Origin of the sequence: Metabacillus sp. B2-18 (genome assembly GCF_021117275.1) — a bacterium.
Classification (GTDB): Bacteria; Bacillota; Bacilli; order Bacillales; family Bacillaceae; genus Metabacillus.
Window position 1 is genome coordinate 1,885,598 of sequence record NZ_CP088245.1, and the last position, 16,989, is coordinate 1,902,586.

Here is a 16,989-nt window from a genome sequence, read left to right on the forward strand (position 1 = left end):
TTGGAACACATTTTTTTGACTGATAGGGGAAAGGTTAGACAACATAACGAAGATAGTGTTGGCGTGTTTGAAAATGAAACGGGGATATTAGCAATAGTAGCAGATGGTATGGGTGGTCATTTGGCTGGAGATGTTGCAAGTCAAATGACAATCTCTACTTTTAAGGAATTATGGGAACAAGCTCCAACTATTAATGGACCAAGTGATGCTGAAGCTTGGTTAATCGAAAAAGTGGAAGAAGTGAATAAAACTGTTTATGAGCATTCTCTAACTAATTCGGAATGTCAAGGAATGGGGACAACCATAGTTGGAGTTTTGGTTACACCTAGTTTTGCCACCATCGGTCATATCGGAGATAGTCGCTGCTACCTTTTAAATAATAGTGGCTTTAAACAAGTTACACAAGATCATTCACTTGTTAACGAATTGGTAAGATCAGGTCAAATTTCTAAGGAAGATGCAGAACATCATCCTCGTAAAAATGTTCTTTTAAGAGCATTAGGAACTGAACAAACGGTTGATCTTGATGTTAGAACAATTGAACTAGAGGAAAATGATGTACTATTGCTTTGTTCTGATGGATTGTCAAATAAAATATCTGACGAGACATTGGAGCATGAGTTACTTCAATCTAAAGATTTGTCTCATACTGCAAACCATTTAGTACAAATGGCAAATGATAATGGAGGGGAAGATAATATTTCCATTATCATACTAAAAAAGTCGACAAATAAATTAGGTGAAGATCCGTGCTAATAGGAAAAAGAATTAGTGGTCGATATAAAATTCTAGAAGTTGTAGGTGGCGGTGGCATGGCTAACGTTTACCTAGCCCGAGACATGATTCTAGAACGCGAAGTGGCAATGAAGGTGTTGCGCTTTGATTTTTCCAATGATGATGAATTTATTAAACGATTTAGAAGAGAAGCACAATCAGCAACTAGTTTGGCGCATCCAAATATCGTAAGTATATATGATGTTGGTGAAGAGGACGGTATTTACTATATTGTTATGGAGTACGTGGAAGGCCAGACTTTAAAACAATACATACAACAGTTTGCACCAGTTCATCCAAGAAAAGCAGTGAATATTATGGTGCAAATTGCATCGGCCATTCAGCACGCACATGATAATCAAATTATTCATAGAGACATAAAGCCGCATAATATTCTTATTGATCATCATGGAAATGTGAAGGTAACAGATTTTGGAATTGCTACAGCGTTAAGTTCAACGACCATAACACAAACAAATTCAGTATTAGGATCTGTTCACTATTTATCACCTGAACAAGCAAGAGGTGGACTGGCTAATAAAAAATCAGATATTTACTCTATTGGTATTGTTTTATTTGAGTTATTAACTGGACGATTACCGTTTGATGGAGAATCAGCTATCTCAATTGCCCTTAAGCATTTGCAATCAGAAACTCCATCCCCTAAAAGGTGGAATCCTGACATACCCCAAAGTATTGAAAACATAATTTTAAGATCGACTGCTAAGGATCCGTTTCACCGTTATGATTCAGTAGAAGAAATGGAAAAGGATCTTGAAACAGCCTTTGATGTTAGTAGAATTTCTGAGGAACGTTTTTCTATACCTGAAGATGATGAAGCCACCAAGGCTATACCAATTATTACAAATGAGAATTTTAATGAACATAAGGTAGAAGACACCATTGTCAGAAAACCTGTTGGTAACGAGAATTTTAATAATTCCAATCAGGAAGAAAATAGCAATAAAGGAAAAAAGCAAAAGAAACCCAAAAAGAAGAAAAGCAAGCTTGCTACCTTTATCGTTTCAGTATTTTTGATTTTACTTGTTGCAGGTATAGCTGCTTTTACAATCATTCCTTCCTTTTTCCTTCCTAAGGATGTTGAGGTTCCGGACGTTACAGGAAAGTCCTACGAAGAAGCTGTTAACATATTGCTTGATAGTGGATTTGAAGTGGCGGATCCAGTGCTGGTAACAGATGAAGAGGTTGAAGAGGGGTATGTTATTAAAACAGAACCAACCGCAAATGAAATCATCAAGGAAGGCTCTACTATTACAATCTATGAAAGTATAGGAAAAGAAAAAGTGGTATTAGAGGATTATGTTGGAAGAAAAATTGATCGTATTACCTCTATTCTTGAAATGAAGGGCTTTACAGTAGAGGTTGTAAAAGAAGAATATAGTGAGACCGAACCTGCTGGTAACATATTGTCCCAAGATCCTGAAATCGGAGAAGAAGTTGTACCAGAAGACACAGTGGTAGAATTTACGGTTAGTAAAGGGCCAAAACTAGTGAAAATAGAGGATCTGGTTGGGAAAACAAAGGAAGAAGTTAATAAATATATTTCAGAAACAGGATTTAGTGTTAATGTTGATGATGAGTATTCAGCAGAAGTGGAGAAAGGCTCACTCATCAGGCAAAGTCCAAAGGCTGGTACTGAAGTTGTACCAAAAGAAACAACATTAGAAGTTGTCTATTCTCTTGGTCCGGAGCCTAAGCCTTCTAAGACAGTAACAAAAACTGTTACAATCCCTTATGAAACGGAAGAACAGGGCAAAGAATTAGAAGTGAAGATTTCAATTGACGATGAAGAACATTCTATATCAGACGTATTTGAAACCTTTACTATTACTAGTCCTCGGGTAAAAACATTAGAATTTACAATACCACCAAATGACAAAGCTTTTTATCAGATTACTGTGGATAATAAAATTGTAATAACTGAGACTATTCCCTATCCAGAGGGATAGAAATGAACGACGAATGAGAATTCTAAATAGCAAAGAGTTTTTTTATGTTTGCATAGCCTTTTTTAGTAAATATTCACGATCATTTAATCGGAACACATCCAAGGAGGTTATCCATGCCACAAGGGAAAATTGTGAAGGCTCTTAGTGGTTTTTACTATGTTCAAGATCAAGAGAGATTAGTTCAGTGTAGAGGAAGAGGTGTATTTAGGAAGAATAAGATAACACCTCTTGTAGGCGACGAGGTAGAATATCAAGCCGAAAATGACTTGGAAGGATATATTCTTGAAGTCTTTGATCGTAAAAATGAACTTGTAAGACCACCTATTTGTAATGTTGATCAAGCTATTCTTGTATTTTCTGCAGTAGAGCCTGATTTTAGTCCAACGCTTCTTGATCGATTTCTTGTACTAATTGAAGCAAATGAGATCATTCCAATCATTGTTATTAGTAAAACAGATCTTATATCCTCTGATAAAATAAGAGGAGAAGTTCAGTCTTATGCAAAAGATTATGAAAATGCAGGTTATACCGTCTTGTTAACCTCAACGGTCGAATCAACAGTTGAAAATGATTTGCTACCGTATTTAAATGACCATATTTCAGTTTTTGCAGGTCAATCAGGGGTGGGGAAATCCTCTTTATTAAATGTATTAAGACCGGATCTAGAATTGAAAACGAATGATATTTCTTCCCATTTAGGGCGGGGGAAGCATACAACAAGACATGTTGAACTTATTTCAGTAGGAACAGGTTTTGTAGCAGATACTCCTGGTTTTAGTTCACTGGATTTTACAGGTATTGAGGTGGAAGATCTTTCATACTGTTTTCCAGAGATGCGTGAACGAAGTAGTAGCTGTAAATTCAGAGGATGCACTCATGTCAAAGAACCAAAATGTGCAGTAAAAGAGGCTGTTGAAAAAGGAGAAATACCGCAATACCGATATGAGCATTATTTAACATTCGTAGAAGAGATAAAAGATAGAAAGCCGAGGTATTAATATGATAAAAATTGCTCCATCGATTTTATCGGCAGATTTTGCTAAATTGGGAGAGGAAATTAAGGATGTTGAAAAGGGAGGTGCAGATTATATTCATGTTGATGTAATGGACGGCCACTTTGTTCCTAACATTACGATCGGACCACTTATTGTCGAGGCTATAAGACCTGTAACAAAGCTTCCTTTAGACGTTCATTTAATGATTGAACAACCTGATTTGTATATTAAAGAATTTGTCCGTGCAGGAGCCGATATTATTACTGTTCATGTAGAAGCTTCTAAACATCTGCACCGAACAATTCAACTTATTAAGTCTGAAGGAATAAAAGCTGGTGTTGTGTTAAATCCACATACACCAATTGAGTTAATATTACACATTCTTGAGGATATTGATATGGTATTGTTCATGACTGTTAATCCGGGCTTCGGTGGGCAATCATTCATACCGCAAGTCTTACCTAAGATAAAGGCATTAGCTGATATAATTAAAGAAAGAAATCTTTCAGTTGATATAGAAGTTGATGGCGGGATTAATGAAGAAACAGCTAAGCAATGTGTTGCTGCTGGAGCAAATGTTTTAGTTGCCGGTTCTTTTATATACAATAAGCCTGACCGTCATGAGGCAATACAAAGTCTTAAGCAAGCAGTTCTATCTTAAAGAACAAAACACCGTCATAAAATAAGTCAAAAAAACTCATCCTATTACAGTAGACTGCTAAGTGATAGGAGGGGGTAGAGTGAATATTTTAAGGGAAGATATTGCCATAATTGAACAAGCGTTAAAGGTCGCTTTACAAAATAGTTCAGATTATGAAGAAATTTCTCAGTATGAATCAGTATTACAAAGGCTTAAAAGCGGAAGTACTGACGCTCAGCATGATGGTTTTAGATATGATTATGATGATAATATGCAATAGAATGAAAGAAACGAAGTTCTGGCATTTCATATGCCAGACTTTTTTCGTAGTGAGGAGATAAAATGAAAACAATTGCACTAGTAGCAGGAGGTCCCAAGGAGAATCTTGCTGACTTAACAATATTTAATCAAAGAGAAATAATGTGGGTTGGGATAGATAGAGGTGTCCGTTATATTGAAGAAGCAGGATTTACACCTGCAAATGCATTTGGAGACTTTGATTCCATTTCGAGTGAAGAACATAAAAAGTTGAAAAAGGATCTTCCACATTTATCTACATATCCTTCAGAAAAAGATCAAACAGATACTGAAATAGCTCTAGAATGGGCAATTAATCAAAAACCAGACCAAATTTATCTTTTTGGAGCCACTGGTGGACGAATTGATCATATGCTTGCAAATTTGTATCTCCTTATTAAATCACCCTCTACTCTATCAAAAATTGAATGTATTGATCGTCAAAATCATATCACGCTCTATGGCCCAGGAACATATAAAGTAAAGAGGAAAAATGAATTGCGTTATATTTCTTTTATCGCCTTAACCCCAGATGTCATAGGCCTGACACTTGAAGGATTTAAATATCCTTTAAAAAATTGTCATATTAGGCTTGGATCAACATTATGTATTAGTAATGAACTCATTTATGAAGTAGGTACTTTTTCTTTCCTAGACGGCATATTAATAATGATAAGAAGCCGAGATTAAATTGTTGGTAAAAGACAATAGGGGATAGCGTCATTTTTTTACAGAGTATGAATATAATTTAAAGAAATGATTTATTTTATTATGACGCTTGAGCACCTTTGAACAAGCATGAAGACTTGTTTAAGATTTGGTTGAGGAGGGAAACAATGAAATTTTATACGATTAAGTTACCGAAGTTTTTAGGAGGAATAGTTCGAGCAATGCTCGGTTCGTTTAAAAAAGATTAAGAAAAAAAGCACCGTGATTATCGGTGCTTTTTTTCTTAATCCAGTGTTTTCTCTATAAAAGAAAAAACAAAGCTGCAGAATGCGGCTTTATTTTAACTGGATTGTTTTTATAGAATGTTAAAGTTAAACATCCATATAGAGAGAGCTTAATATAAATTAAACTCGCTCAACTTTACCTGATCTTAAAGCGCGAGCAGATACATATACTCTTTTTGGTTTACCGTTAACTAAGATGCGAACTTTTTGAAGGTTTGCGCCCCAAGTACGTTTGTTAGCGTTCATCGCGTGTGAACGTGCATTACCTGAGCGAGTTTTTCTACCAGTAACAACGCATTTACGTGCCATGTTATTCCCTCCTTACTACAAAAAAACCTTACATATTTTACGTTAATCATGTACATTGCCATGAGATACTTTAATAATTTATCACAACTCAAATGAGATTGCAATACTTCAACGTTAGTCTTTCAAGAATTTTTCCTTGACATAGTTATTTAAGTATTGTTGTATAATAATAAAGGTTGTATTAAGTAACTAGGATTTTATAATCACTTTTAAAATGGGTATGCTTATAGTAAAATAATAAAAGCCAGTGCGAACAATTCCAAAGGGGGAACAAACATGTCCATTGAATTAAAAACAAAGTACGGACAAATCGATATTTCCAACGAGGTCATTGCAACTGTTGCAGGTGGAGCAGCGATCGACTGCTATGGTATTGTAGGAATGGCTTCAAGGAATCAAATAAAAGACGGTCTTACGGATATCCTAAGAAAAGAGAACTTTAGCAGAGGCGTAATCGTACGCCAAGATGACGATTCAATTAATATTGATATGTATATTATCGTCAGCTATGGTACAAAAATTTCTGAAGTCGCGCATAACGTTCAAACGAAAGTTAAGTATACGTTAGATCAGACGGTTGGACTTGCTGTTGATTCTGTTAATATTTTTGTACAAGGTGTTCGTGTAGCGAACCCATAGTAAGGAGGAAACTACCTGTGTCTATTACAACTTTAGATGGTAAGCAATTTGCAGAAATGATCTTGCAAGGTGCTAACCACCTATCGAATAATTCGAAATTAGTCGATGCGTTAAACGTTTTTCCAGTTCCTGATGGTGACACTGGAACCAATATGAATCTATCTATGACATCAGGAGCAAAAGAGGTAAGAAATAATCCTTCTGCTCATATTGGGAAAACTGGTAATGCGCTTTCGAAAGGCTTATTAATGGGTGCCCGAGGAAATTCCGGCGTTATTCTATCGCAATTATTTAGAGGCTTTTCGAAGTTTATTGAATCAAAAGCAAGCATTAATGCAAGTGAATTTGCTGCAGCACTTCAAGCTGGTGTAGATACTGCATATAAAGCGGTAATGAAGCCTGTTGAGGGGACAATTTTAACTGTAGCAAAAGATGCAGCTAAAGCTGCTGTAACTGCTGCGCAAAATGAAACTTCGATTGTGAAACTTATGGAAATTACATTGAAAGAAGCTGAAGCATCATTAAAGCGTACTCCAGATCTACTTCCTGTATTAAAAGAGGTAGGAGTGGTTGATAGTGGCGGACAGGGCCTTGTATTTGTTTATGAAGGATTTCTTGCAGTTCTAAAGGGTGAAAAACTTGATACAACAAATGTGGCGACACCTAGTATGGATGAGCTTGTTAGTGCTGAGCATCATAAAAGTGTACAAAGCCATATAAATACGGAAGATATTGAATTCGGATATTGTACGGAATTTATGGTACGCTTTGAAAGTGGAAAAACGCCTTTTAATGAAGAAACGTTTCGTCAAGATTTAAGTCATTATGGTGATTCTTTATTAGTAATTGCTGATGATGAATTAGCTAAAGTACATATACATGCTGAACATCCGGGTGAGGTTTTATCATATGGTCAGAAATATGGAAACCTTATCAATATGAAAATTGAAAATATGCGTCAACAACATACTGATATCGTAGGTGAAAAACCACAAGTTCATTCTGAACAGAAAATCAAGAAAGAAAAGAACAAATACGGTATCATAACAGTGTCAATGGGAAAAGGTATTGCTGAATTATTTAGAAGCATTGGTGCTAATGAGGTTATTGAAGGTGGCCAAACAATGAATCCAAGCACAGAGGATATTGTTAAGGCTATTCATGATGTGAATGCTGAAAATATTATTATTTTACCTAATAACTCAAACATTGTGATGGCTGCTCAACAGGCGGCATCAGTAGTGGAAGAAAATGTTATTGTTGTCCCTTCCAAAACCGTTCCACAAGGAATGGCTGCTTTACTTTCTTTCAATCCTACGGTTGAGCCTGAAGAAGTCGGGCAAATTATGTCGGATGCATTAGGTAATGTTAAGAGCGGTCAAATTACTTATGCAGTACGTGATACGAACATTGATGGACTTGATATTGCAAAAGGCGATTTTATGGGAATATCTAATGGGAAGATTGTTGTTACTGATCGTGATCAGCTTTCAGTATCTAAAAAACTTCTTTCTGAAATGATTACAGAAGATGATGAAATTTTAACAATCATTCAAGGAGAAGATGCAAGTGATGTAGAAGTCGAGCAGCTTCTAGCATTTGCTGAAGAACAGTTTGAAGATGTTGAAATTGAAGTTCATAAAGGAGAACAACCACTATATTCTTATATTTTCTCTGTGGAATAAATAAGAAAACCCGGCTTATTAGCCGGGTTTTCTTTGGTTTCTGTTAGAAAAGAGATTTGCATTTATTAGAATAGTCCATTTTTTCTTGCTTTTCTTGATATAATAGTGTTTTTTAAAAAATCTGTTAAACTAAAGTTACATGAATCATATGAAGAAAGAAGAGCAACTAGCTTCAACAATACCAGTGCTATAGGGGGAGTGTGTCTAATGAAATATAGAAGTGTTTTTGACATAATTGGACCTGTTATGATCGGTCCGTCGAGTTCACATACAGCCGGTGCGGCAAGAATTGGACGTGTTGCACGAACATTGTTTGGACGTGAACCTAAATGGGTTATCATTTCCCTTTACAACTCTTTTGCTAAAACCTATAAGGGGCATGGTACAGATGTTGCTCTTGTAGGTGGTTTGCTTGATTTTGATACCTTTGACGAAAGAATAAAATCGTCATTAGAAATAGCTAAAGAGAAAGAAATTAAGATAACGTTTATAGAAGAAGAAGCAGTGGCAGACCATCCAAACACAGCTCGACTTATTATTGGTGATGACTATGGACAGTTTGAATTAGTTGGGATTTCAATAGGTGGAGGAAAGATTGAAATAACTGAACTAAATGGCTTTGAATTAAAATTATCAGGAAATCACCCTGCTTTACTGGTTGTGCATAACGATCGATTTGGTGTAATTGCCGCAGTTGCCAATGTGTTGGCAAAGTATGAAATAAACATCGGACATATGGATGTTTCCAGAAAAGAAGTTGGTCAGCTTGCTTTAATGACAATTGAAACAGATCAGAACATTACAAATGAAGTAATTGAAGAATTAAAAACATTAACAAATATATTACAAGTAACAAGAATTGATGATTAACAAAAACAAAGTAGATGATATTTTTATACAACTATGACAAAATGAGGGGGATATCATCATGTTTCGTAACGTAGAAGAACTAGTAGGATTAGCCGAAAGTAAAGGGGTAAAAATCGCAGAGATCATGATTGAACAAGAATGTAGAGTGACAGATCGAAAGCGAGAAGATGTTTTATTACAGATGGAAAAGAACTTAGAAGTAATGGAACAAGCTGTTGAAAAGGGGCTGTCAGGAGTAAAGTCTCATTCTGGTTTAACTGGTGGAGATGCGGTGCTCTTACAATCTTATCTTGAGAAGGGTAACTTTCTTTCCGGAGATACAATTTTAGATGCTGTAAGTAAGGCTGTTGCAACTAATGAAGTGAATGCTGCGATGGGGACAATTTGCGCCACTCCTACAGCTGGATCCGCTGGTGTTGTACCTGGTACACTTTTTGCCGTAAAAGATAAGCTAAAGCCAACAAGAAAAGAAATGATTGAATTTCTTTTTACTTCAGGCGCATTTGGTTTTGTAGTGGCTAACAATGCTTCCATTTCTGGTGCTGCTGGAGGTTGTCAAGCTGAGGTAGGCTCTGCTTCAGGGATGGCTGCTGCAGCAATTGTTGAGATGGCTGGTGGTACTCCCAGACAAGCTGCACATGCTATGGCAATAACATTGAAAAATATGCTCGGATTAGTTTGTGACCCTGTTGCAGGATTAGTGGAGGTCCCTTGTGTAAAAAGAAATGCAATGGGTGCTGCTAATGCAATGATTGCCGCTGATATGGCATTAGCAGGTATTACAAGTAGAATTCCATGTGATGAAGTAATTGATGCCATGTATCGAATTGGGCAAACGATGCCTACAGCATTAAAAGAAACTGCACAAGGGGGGTTAGCTGCGACTCCGACAGGTCAAAAGCTCAAAAGGGAAATATTTGGAGACTCGCACAAGTGACGTGAAAAATATGTTATTGGATCCTATTACCAACTTAAAGGGAGTTGGTAGTGAAACAGAGGAAGTACTAAATGATGTTGGAATTTACACGATTCATGACCTTCTTGAATATTTTCCATATAGATATGAAGATAATAGTTTAAAAGATTTAGAGGATGTAAAGCATGAGGAACGTGTTACTGTTGAGGGAAGAGTTCATAGTGAGCCTTCTCTCCAGTTTTACGGTAAAAAAAGGTCGCGTCTTACGTTCCGATTGTTAGTAGGACGATATTTGCTTTCAGTTGTTTGCTTTAATCGCCCTTACTTTAAAAATAAGCTGTCTATTGATGCGACGGTTACTGTTACAGGGAAATGGGATAAACATAGACAAACGATTACAGTTTCAAATCTTTTATTTGGCCCAAAACAAGAAGTATCAGGAATTGAACCTGTTTATTCTGTTAAAGGAAAATTAACAGTAAAAGGCATTAGGAAATTTGTTTCAATTGCACTTAAGGATTATCTTGAAGGAGTTACTGAGCTCTTGCCTGATCATTTACTTAATAAATACAAGCTAATGACAAGAAAAGAGGCTCTTAAGACGATTCACATACCTGAGGAAAAAGAAGACCTTAAACAAGCGAGAAGACGCTTTGTTTATGAAGAGTTTCTTTTATTCCAACTCAAAATGCAGACGCTAAGAAAGGTTCAGCGAGAACAATCGAAGGGGGTTGTTCATCAATTTTCTAAAGAAAAGCATAAGATTTTTCTTGATTCTTTACCTTTTCCATTAACGAATGCCCAAACACGTGTTGTAAATGAAATCCTAAGTGACATGACATCACCATATCGAATGAATCGGCTATTGCAAGGGGATGTTGGTTCCGGTAAAACGGTTGTTTCTGCTATTGCTATCTATGCAGCTTTCTTGTCTGGATACCAAAGTGCGTTAATGGTGCCTACCGAGATATTAGCTGAACAGCATGCTGAGTCACTTTTTCAATTGTTTGAACCTTTTGGAGTATCAGTAGCTTTGTTAACTAGTTCAGTAAAAGGGAAGAAAAGAAGAGACTTACTAGAAAGAGTAGCAAACAATGAAATTAATTTATTAATTGGGACACATGCACTTATTCAAGATGAAATCATGTTCCATAAGCTTGGACTTGTTATTACAGATGAACAACACCGTTTTGGAGTTGAACAAAGGCGGCTGCTAAGAGAAAAAGGTGAACAGACCGATGTATTATTTATGACAGCTACACCAATACCTCGGACATTAGCGATAACTGCCTTTGGTGAAATGGATGTATCAATTATAGATGAACTGCCAGCAGGAAGAAAAACAATCGAAACATACTGGGTAAAGCCGGATATGCTAGAACGTATATTAGTCTTTATTGAAAAGGAAGTTTCTAAAGGACGGCAAGCTTATGTTATTTGTCCGCTTATTGAAGAATCTGATAAGTTGGATGTGCAAAATGCCCTTGATGTTCATGGTATGCTTACTCAATACTATAGAGGTCGCTATAAAGTAGGTCTTATGCATGGCAGGTTAAGCTCAGATGAAAAAGATGAAGTAATGAGGAGCTTTAGTCAAAACGAGGTTCATATTCTTGTGTCAACGACTGTTGTTGAAGTTGGTGTAAACGTGCCAAACGCTACCACAATGGTTATTTATGATGCGGAACGTTTTGGATTATCTCAACTCCACCAACTCCGTGGTCGGGTTGGAAGAGGAAGTGATCAGTCATATTGTATTTTGCTGGCCGATCCTAAGTCGGAAACAGGGAAAGAACGTATGAAAATAATGACTGAAACAAATGATGGTTTTGTTCTCTCTGAGCGAGATCTTGAGCTTAGAGGCCCTGGTGATTTTTTCGGGAAAAAGCAAAGTGGTGTTCCTGTTTTTAAGGTTGCAGATATGGTTCATGATTACAGAGCCTTGGAAGTAGCAAGGCAGGATGCAGTTGAACTTGTAGGTTCGATGGAATTTTGGAAGGGAAATCAATATGAGGCTCTAAGAAACTACCTTACTAACTCGGGAGTATTAGATGGTGAAAAATTAGATTAATGCTCTAGCTCTATATCACAAAGTAAAACGCTACACCTAATAGATTTAGGACAACAATACTTTTTAGAAAACAGATTGCAATGACTTGCAATCTGTTTTCTTTATATATATACTACTATTAGTACCTAGTCTTAATAGTTCGGACGGTGTCGTATACATAATGAGGAAGAATAAGAAAGAGAGACAGTCTTTATTACAAGAAACAATTGCTATCACTCCATTTATAACAGATGAAGAATTAGCGGAAAAATTTCAAGTGAGTATTCAAACAATCCGTTTGGATCGCTTAGAACTATCAATTCCTGAATTAAGAGAGCGAATAAAACATGTAGCGGAAAAGAAACTAGATGATGAGGTAAAAGCGCTGCCGATTGAAGAAGTCATTGGTGAAATTATTGACCTTCAGCTTGATCATTCTGCGATCTCTATCTTAGAAATAAGAAAAGAGCATGTATTTAGTAGAAACCAAATAGCACGGGGACATCATCTTTTTGCACAAGCAAATTCGTTAGCTGTTGCTATGATAAATGATGAGCTTGCTTTAACGGCGAAAGCGAATATTCGATTTACCACACAAGTTAAAGAAAATGAACGTGTCATTGCCAAGGCTAAAATAGTGAAAAACGATCCTGAACAAAGACGAACATTAGTAGAAGTGAACAGCTTTGTGGGCAATGAATTAGTGTTTTCGGGTGAGTTTGAAATGTATCGCTCAAATCCAACACAAAGGTAGGTTACATAAATGAAGCTCGCAATTGATGCGATGGGTGGAGACAATGCACCACAAGCAGTAGTAGAAGGAGTAATGAAGGCTATCACTGCTTTTCCAGATTTAGAAGTAACATTAATAGGGCAAGAAGATAAAATTAAAACATACTTAACAGATTCCACACGAATCTCAATTTTACATACAGATGAAGTGATAGAAGCTACTGATGAGCCCGTTCGCGCGGTTAGACGGAAGAAAAATGCGTCAATGGTTTTGATGGCAAATGAAGTAAAAGAAGGAAGGGCAGATGGTTGTATTTCTGCTGGGAACACAGGAGCACTAATGACAGCAGGTCTCTTTGTTGTTGGTCGAATCGAGGGAATAGAAAGACCTGCTTTATCACCAACTTTGCCAACATTAAATGGAAAAGGTTTTTTATTTTTAGATGTTGGTGCAAATGTAGACGCTAAGCCGGAACATTTATTGCAATATGCAATAATGGGTTCTATATATGTTGAGAAAGTTCGTGGAGTTAAAAATCCACGCGTTGGTTTGCTAAATGTAGGTACAGAAGATAAAAAAGGAAATGAGTTAACAAAACAAACTTATGAGCTTTTAAAACAAACAGATTTAAATTTTGTAGGAAATGTTGAGTCAAGAGATTTAATGGAGTCCGTTGCTGATGTTGTTGTAACAGATGGGTTTACCGGAAATATAGCTTTAAAGACAATTGAGGGTACAGCACTCTCTGTTTTTTCTATGCTTAAATCAGCTTTAACGAGTAACCTTAAGTCTAAAATTGCTGCGGGTATCCTGAAGCCTCAGCTAAAATCAATAAAACAACAGATGGATTATTCAGAGTACGGTGGTGCTGCGCTCTTTGGCCTTAAGGCACCTGTAATAAAAGCGCATGGCTCTTCAGATGCTAATGCAATATACAACGCAATTCGCCAAACAAAAGATATGGTGTCTTATGATGTTGCTGAAACCATTCATGCATCGCTAAAAAGTATGAATAAAGAAGATTAACAGGATAGAAACGGGGGAACACTTTCATGACAAAAATCGCTTTTTTATTTCCAGGCCAAGGTTCACAGACTGTTGGAATGGGAAAAGATTTTTATGAAGAAGTAGAATCATCCAAACAAATTTTTGATCAAGCAGATGAACGATTAGGTCAAGAATTATCGAAACTTATTTTTGAGGGACCACAAGATACATTAACTTTGACTTATAATGCTCAACCGGCGCTTCTTACAACAAGTATTGCAATATTAAACCATTTCAAACAATTTAATATTCAACCAGAATATGTTGCTGGACATAGCCTTGGTGAATACTCAGCGCTTGTTGCAGCTGGTGTACTTCCTTTTGAAGATGCAGTTTATGCAGTTAAAAAGCGTGGGGAATATATGGACCAAGCGGTTCCAGCAGGACAAGGAGCTATGTCAGCGGTTTTAGGCATATCAGCTGAAGAATTAGAAAAAGTAACAGCTCAGGTTTCTGATGAAGGAGATTCGGTACAACTGGCTAACTTAAATTGTCCAGGTCAAATCGTTATTTCAGGTACGGCTGAAGGAGTTGAAAAAGCTTCAGCACTGGCAAAAGAAAATGGAGCGAAAAGAGCCATTCCACTTGTAGTTAGTGGTCCGTTTCATTCTGAATTAATGAAACCTGCTGCACATAAGTTTCAAGAGGTATTATCTCAATTAAACTTTCAAGATGCATCTATTCCAGTTATAGCAAACGTAACAGCTAAGCCAGTGAAAGAGAGTCTTGAAATTAAAGACTTACTAGTAAAACAGTTATACTCTCCTGTAAGATGGGAAGAATCAGTAAAAACAATGATGGAAAATGGTGTGACGACGTTCATAGAAGTAGGTCCTGGTAAGGTATTAACAGGATTAGTGAAAAAAATTGACCGCTCTGCAACGATTCACAACGTTTTTGATCTTGAGTCATTACAAGCTACTGTAGAAAAGCTTAAGGAGGAACAATAAATGTTGGAGAATAAAGTTGCTCTTGTAACCGGAGCTTCTCGTGGAATTGGTAAAGCGATCGCATTGGATCTTGCGAGTAATGGAGCAAGCATTGCCGTGAACTATGCAGGAAATGAAGCGAAAGCAAATGAAGTTGTCGATGAAATCAAAGCAAATGGTGGAAATGCAATTGCCATTAAAGCTGATGTTTCAAATGGTGACGAAGTTCAAGCTATGATTAAAGAAGTATTAAATGAGTTCGGTCAATTAGATATTCTAGTAAATAATGCTGGAATCACAAGAGATAATCTTCTAATGAGAATGAAAGATTCTGAATGGGATGATGTTATTGACACAAACTTAAAAGGTGTTTTCCTTTGTACGAAAGCTGTAACAAGACAAATGATGAAGCAGAGAAACGGTCGTATCATTAATATTACATCTGTTGTTGGAGTTAGTGGTAACGCTGGTCAAGCTAACTATGTTGCGGCGAAGGCTGGGGTTATTGGATTAACAAAAACAACAGCAAAGGAACTGGCTTCAAGAAATATTACTGTAAACGCAGTTGCTCCTGGCTTTATCACAACTGACATGACAGATGAACTTAATGAAGATATAAAAGCAGATTTATTAAAACAAATACCACTTGCAACTTTAGGTGAACCTAGTGATATTGCTAATGTTGTAACATTCCTTGCTTCTGAAAAAAGCAAATATATAACCGGACAAACGCTGCATGTAAATGGCGGAATGGTTATGTAATCTCCCATATAGATGTTGAATCTATGTTTAGGGAGCTAAAATTATTGAAAATACTAGAGAGAAGCCTAGTTTTTCAATTAAAAATCATCTATAATACTTGAGGGGAGGTGAACGAAAATGGCAGATGTATTAGAACGTGTAACAAAGATCATCGTTGACCGCTTAGGCGTTGATGAAGCTGAGGTAAAATTAGAGTCTTCTTTTAAAGATGATCTTGGAGCAGATTCCCTTGATGTAGTTGAGCTTGTTATGGAACTTGAAGATGAGTTCGATATGGAAATTTCTGATGAAGATGCAGAAAAAATCGGTACAGTGGGTGACGCTGTTAACTACATAAATAGCCAACAGTAATGTTGATGATAAGTCCCGTATTTATTACGGGGCTTTCCCCCTTTTATTAGATATTTTTTAATAGTAAAATGTAAAAAGCAAGCCCCAAAACCTTTTTGCCCAGGTACGAAGCTCTCGTTACAAAACTTGAGTACGATTAACAGGTCATAAGCCACTTCATAATTCAAGGGAATAATGTCACCTTCAATTATGAAGTGTCTTATATAAGGATCAAGGCGTCGCTGCAGCTATAAAATTGGAGGTGCCTGATGATGGCAAGACATATTAATTATAAAGAAAGAAGATCTTTTGCTAAAAAAGCAGAGGAATTCAAAAAATTCCAGGAGCGTATTGGTCACACGTTTACTAATGAAAAATTACTCTATCAAGCATTTACTCATTCTTCCTATGTAAATGAACATCGTAAAAAGCCATACGAAGATAATGAAAGACTTGAATTTTTAGGTGATGCTGTTTTAGAATTGACCATTTCTCAATATCTTTATAAAAAATATCCAATGATGAGCGAAGGAGAATTAACAAAACTGCGTGCCGCTATTGTTTGTGAACCTTCTCTTGTATCGTTCGCGAATACACTTGCTTTTGGTAGCTTAGTTCTACTTGGAAAAGGAGAAGAAATGACAGGGGGACGAGCTCGCCCAGCCTTGCTAGCAGATGTTTTTGAAGCGTTCATTGGTGCACTTTACTTAGATCAAGGCCTTGAATCTGTTGTTCAATTTTTAGATAAATTTGTTATTCCAAAGGTTGATGAAGGGGCCTTTTCTCATGTTATGGACTTTAAGAGTCAGCTTCAAGAACTTGTTCAGCGTGATACTAAAGGTACACTTGAATATAAAATTCTACAGGAAAAAGGTCCAGCTCATAACCGAGAATTTGTATCTACTGTATCATTAAATGGTGAGGTTTTTGGCACAGGAAGTGGAAAGTCAAAAAAAGAAGCTGAGCAACATGCTGCACAAGAAGCACTTTCAAAGCTTCAACAAATAAATAAATAAGATGCTATGAAGGGCAGACTCATATTAGTATTGAATGAGTTGTCCTTTTTTTAAGGTTTTTACATGTTATCATT

Annotated in this window: 19 protein-coding genes; 18 read left to right on the forward strand and 1 reads right to left on the reverse strand. The window is 36.6% G+C overall.

The annotated features are described in order from the left end of the window. The 7 genes from LPC09_RS09445 (at position 1) to spoVM (ending at position 5,593) form a co-directional block, all read left to right on the forward strand. Positions 1-756, forward strand: coding sequence for a Stp1/IreP family PP2C-type Ser/Thr phosphatase (locus LPC09_RS09445; RefSeq protein WP_231309466.1), 756 nt, complete (start codon positions 1-3; stop codon positions 754-756). Next, complete coding sequence (gene pknB, locus LPC09_RS09450; RefSeq protein WP_231309467.1) at positions 750-2,744, forward strand: Stk1 family PASTA domain-containing Ser/Thr kinase; 1,995 nt, start codon at positions 750-752, stop codon at positions 2,742-2,744. Before LPC09_RS09445 ends, pknB begins: the two co-directional genes overlap by 7 nt. Before the next feature lie 113 nt (positions 2,745-2,857). Next, entirely contained in the window at positions 2,858-3,742 is an 885-nt protein-coding gene (rsgA, locus tag LPC09_RS09455; protein ID WP_231309468.1) for a ribosome small subunit-dependent GTPase A, read from the forward strand. A 1-nt stretch (position 3,743) separates the two neighbouring features. Further along, positions 3,744-4,400, forward strand: a complete 657-nt coding sequence (gene rpe / locus LPC09_RS09460; protein WP_231309469.1) for a ribulose-phosphate 3-epimerase — start codon at positions 3,744-3,746, stop codon at positions 4,398-4,400. A gap of 79 nt (positions 4,401-4,479) precedes the next feature. Beyond that, positions 4,480-4,659 carry a hypothetical protein gene (locus tag LPC09_RS09465; protein ID WP_231309470.1) on the forward strand — a complete coding sequence of 60 codons (180 nt, stop codon included), beginning with the start codon at positions 4,480-4,482 and terminating at the stop codon, positions 4,657-4,659. A 62-nt stretch (positions 4,660-4,721) separates the two neighbouring features. After that, complete coding sequence (locus tag LPC09_RS09470; protein WP_098796254.1) at positions 4,722-5,366, forward strand: thiamine diphosphokinase; 645 nt, start codon at positions 4,722-4,724, stop codon at positions 5,364-5,366. A 146-nt stretch (positions 5,367-5,512) separates the two neighbouring features. Further along, positions 5,513-5,593 (forward strand): stage V sporulation protein SpoVM, encoded by an 81-nt coding sequence (gene spoVM, locus LPC09_RS09475; RefSeq protein WP_003328987.1) that lies wholly within the window; start codon positions 5,513-5,515, stop codon positions 5,591-5,593. A 156-nt stretch (positions 5,594-5,749) separates the two neighbouring features. On the opposite strand, the gene rpmB is transcribed toward spoVM, so the two are convergent. Continuing rightward, positions 5,750-5,938: a 50S ribosomal protein L28 gene (gene rpmB, locus LPC09_RS09480; protein WP_098796255.1), complete on the reverse strand. Its 189-nt coding sequence runs from the start codon at positions 5,936-5,938 to the stop codon at positions 5,750-5,752. 276 nt (positions 5,939-6,214) lie between these two features. Between rpmB and LPC09_RS09485 the strand changes: the two genes are divergently transcribed. The 11 genes from LPC09_RS09485 to rnc all read left to right on the forward strand — a co-directional run bounded on the left by LPC09_RS09485 (position 6,215) and on the right by rnc (position 16,915). Continuing rightward, the gene (locus tag LPC09_RS09485; protein WP_231309471.1) at positions 6,215-6,577 is read left to right on the forward strand and encodes an Asp23/Gls24 family envelope stress response protein; all 363 of its coding nucleotides are present in this window, start codon (positions 6,215-6,217) and stop codon (positions 6,575-6,577) included. Positions 6,578-6,594: 17 nt separating this feature from the next. After that, the gene (locus tag LPC09_RS09490) at positions 6,595-8,262 is read left to right on the forward strand and encodes a DAK2 domain-containing protein (protein WP_231309472.1); all 1,668 of its coding nucleotides are present in this window, start codon (positions 6,595-6,597) and stop codon (positions 8,260-8,262) included. Positions 8,263-8,469: 207 nt separating this feature from the next. Continuing rightward, positions 8,470-9,132, forward strand: a complete 663-nt coding sequence (sdaAB, locus tag LPC09_RS09495; protein ID WP_098796258.1) for an L-serine ammonia-lyase, iron-sulfur-dependent subunit beta — start codon at positions 8,470-8,472, stop codon at positions 9,130-9,132. Between the two features lie 58 nt (positions 9,133-9,190). After that, entirely contained in the window at positions 9,191-10,069 is an 879-nt protein-coding gene (gene sdaAA, locus LPC09_RS09500; RefSeq protein WP_098796259.1) for an L-serine ammonia-lyase, iron-sulfur-dependent, subunit alpha, read from the forward strand. 1 nt (position 10,070) lies between these two features. After that, positions 10,071-12,119, forward strand: coding sequence for an ATP-dependent DNA helicase RecG (gene recG / locus LPC09_RS09505; protein WP_098796260.1), 2,049 nt, complete (start codon positions 10,071-10,073; stop codon positions 12,117-12,119). A 160-nt stretch (positions 12,120-12,279) separates the two neighbouring features. Next, positions 12,280-12,852: a transcription factor FapR gene (fapR, locus tag LPC09_RS09510; protein ID WP_098796261.1), complete on the forward strand. Its 573-nt coding sequence runs from the start codon at positions 12,280-12,282 to the stop codon at positions 12,850-12,852. Between the two features lie 9 nt (positions 12,853-12,861). After that, positions 12,862-13,857 carry a phosphate acyltransferase PlsX gene (plsX, locus tag LPC09_RS09515; protein WP_098796262.1) on the forward strand — a complete coding sequence of 332 codons (996 nt, stop codon included), beginning with the start codon at positions 12,862-12,864 and terminating at the stop codon, positions 13,855-13,857. Positions 13,858-13,883: 26 nt separating this feature from the next. Then, positions 13,884-14,828: an ACP S-malonyltransferase gene (fabD, locus tag LPC09_RS09520; protein WP_098796263.1), complete on the forward strand. Its 945-nt coding sequence runs from the start codon at positions 13,884-13,886 to the stop codon at positions 14,826-14,828. Then, on the forward strand, positions 14,829-15,569 hold the full coding sequence (fabG, locus tag LPC09_RS09525; RefSeq protein WP_098796264.1) for a 3-oxoacyl-[acyl-carrier-protein] reductase: 741 nt from the start codon (positions 14,829-14,831) through the stop codon (positions 15,567-15,569). A gap of 117 nt (positions 15,570-15,686) precedes the next feature. Next, positions 15,687-15,920 (forward strand): acyl carrier protein, encoded by a 234-nt coding sequence (gene acpP, locus LPC09_RS09530; RefSeq protein ID WP_026559383.1) that lies wholly within the window; start codon positions 15,687-15,689, stop codon positions 15,918-15,920. A gap of 251 nt (positions 15,921-16,171) precedes the next feature. Next, positions 16,172-16,915 (forward strand): ribonuclease III, encoded by a 744-nt coding sequence (rnc, locus tag LPC09_RS09535; protein WP_121661381.1) that lies wholly within the window; start codon positions 16,172-16,174, stop codon positions 16,913-16,915. Positions 16,916-16,989 lie beyond the last annotated feature (74 nt).

Bases quoted from the DNA above. Each gene is read 5' to 3' on its own strand.
- rsgA (WP_231309468.1), top strand. From the start codon at position 2,858: ATGCCACAAGGGAAAATTGTGAAGGCTCTTAGTGGTTTTTACTATGTT.
- rpe (WP_231309469.1), top strand. From the start codon at position 3,744: ATGATAAAAATTGCTCCATCGATTTTATCGGCAGATTTTGCTAAATTG.
- LPC09_RS09470 (WP_098796254.1), top strand. From the start codon at position 4,722: ATGAAAACAATTGCACTAGTAGCAGGAGGTCCCAAGGAGAATCTTGCT.
- spoVM (WP_003328987.1), top strand. From the start codon at position 5,513: ATGAAATTTTATACGATTAAGTTACCGAAGTTTTTAGGAGGAATAGTT.
- rpmB (WP_098796255.1), bottom strand. From the start codon at position 5,938: ATGGCACGTAAATGCGTTGTTACTGGTAGAAAAACTCGCTCAGGTAAT.
- LPC09_RS09485 (WP_231309471.1), top strand. From the start codon at position 6,215: ATGTCCATTGAATTAAAAACAAAGTACGGACAAATCGATATTTCCAAC.
- sdaAB (WP_098796258.1), top strand. From the start codon at position 8,470: ATGAAATATAGAAGTGTTTTTGACATAATTGGACCTGTTATGATCGGT.
- sdaAA (WP_098796259.1), top strand. From the start codon at position 9,191: ATGTTTCGTAACGTAGAAGAACTAGTAGGATTAGCCGAAAGTAAAGGG.
- fapR (WP_098796261.1), top strand. From the start codon at position 12,280: ATGAGGAAGAATAAGAAAGAGAGACAGTCTTTATTACAAGAAACAATT.
- plsX (WP_098796262.1), top strand. From the start codon at position 12,862: ATGAAGCTCGCAATTGATGCGATGGGTGGAGACAATGCACCACAAGCA.
- fabD (WP_098796263.1), top strand. From the start codon at position 13,884: ATGACAAAAATCGCTTTTTTATTTCCAGGCCAAGGTTCACAGACTGTT.
- fabG (WP_098796264.1), top strand. From the start codon at position 14,829: ATGTTGGAGAATAAAGTTGCTCTTGTAACCGGAGCTTCTCGTGGAATT.
- acpP (WP_026559383.1), top strand. From the start codon at position 15,687: ATGGCAGATGTATTAGAACGTGTAACAAAGATCATCGTTGACCGCTTA.
- rnc (WP_121661381.1), top strand. From the start codon at position 16,172: ATGGCAAGACATATTAATTATAAAGAAAGAAGATCTTTTGCTAAAAAA.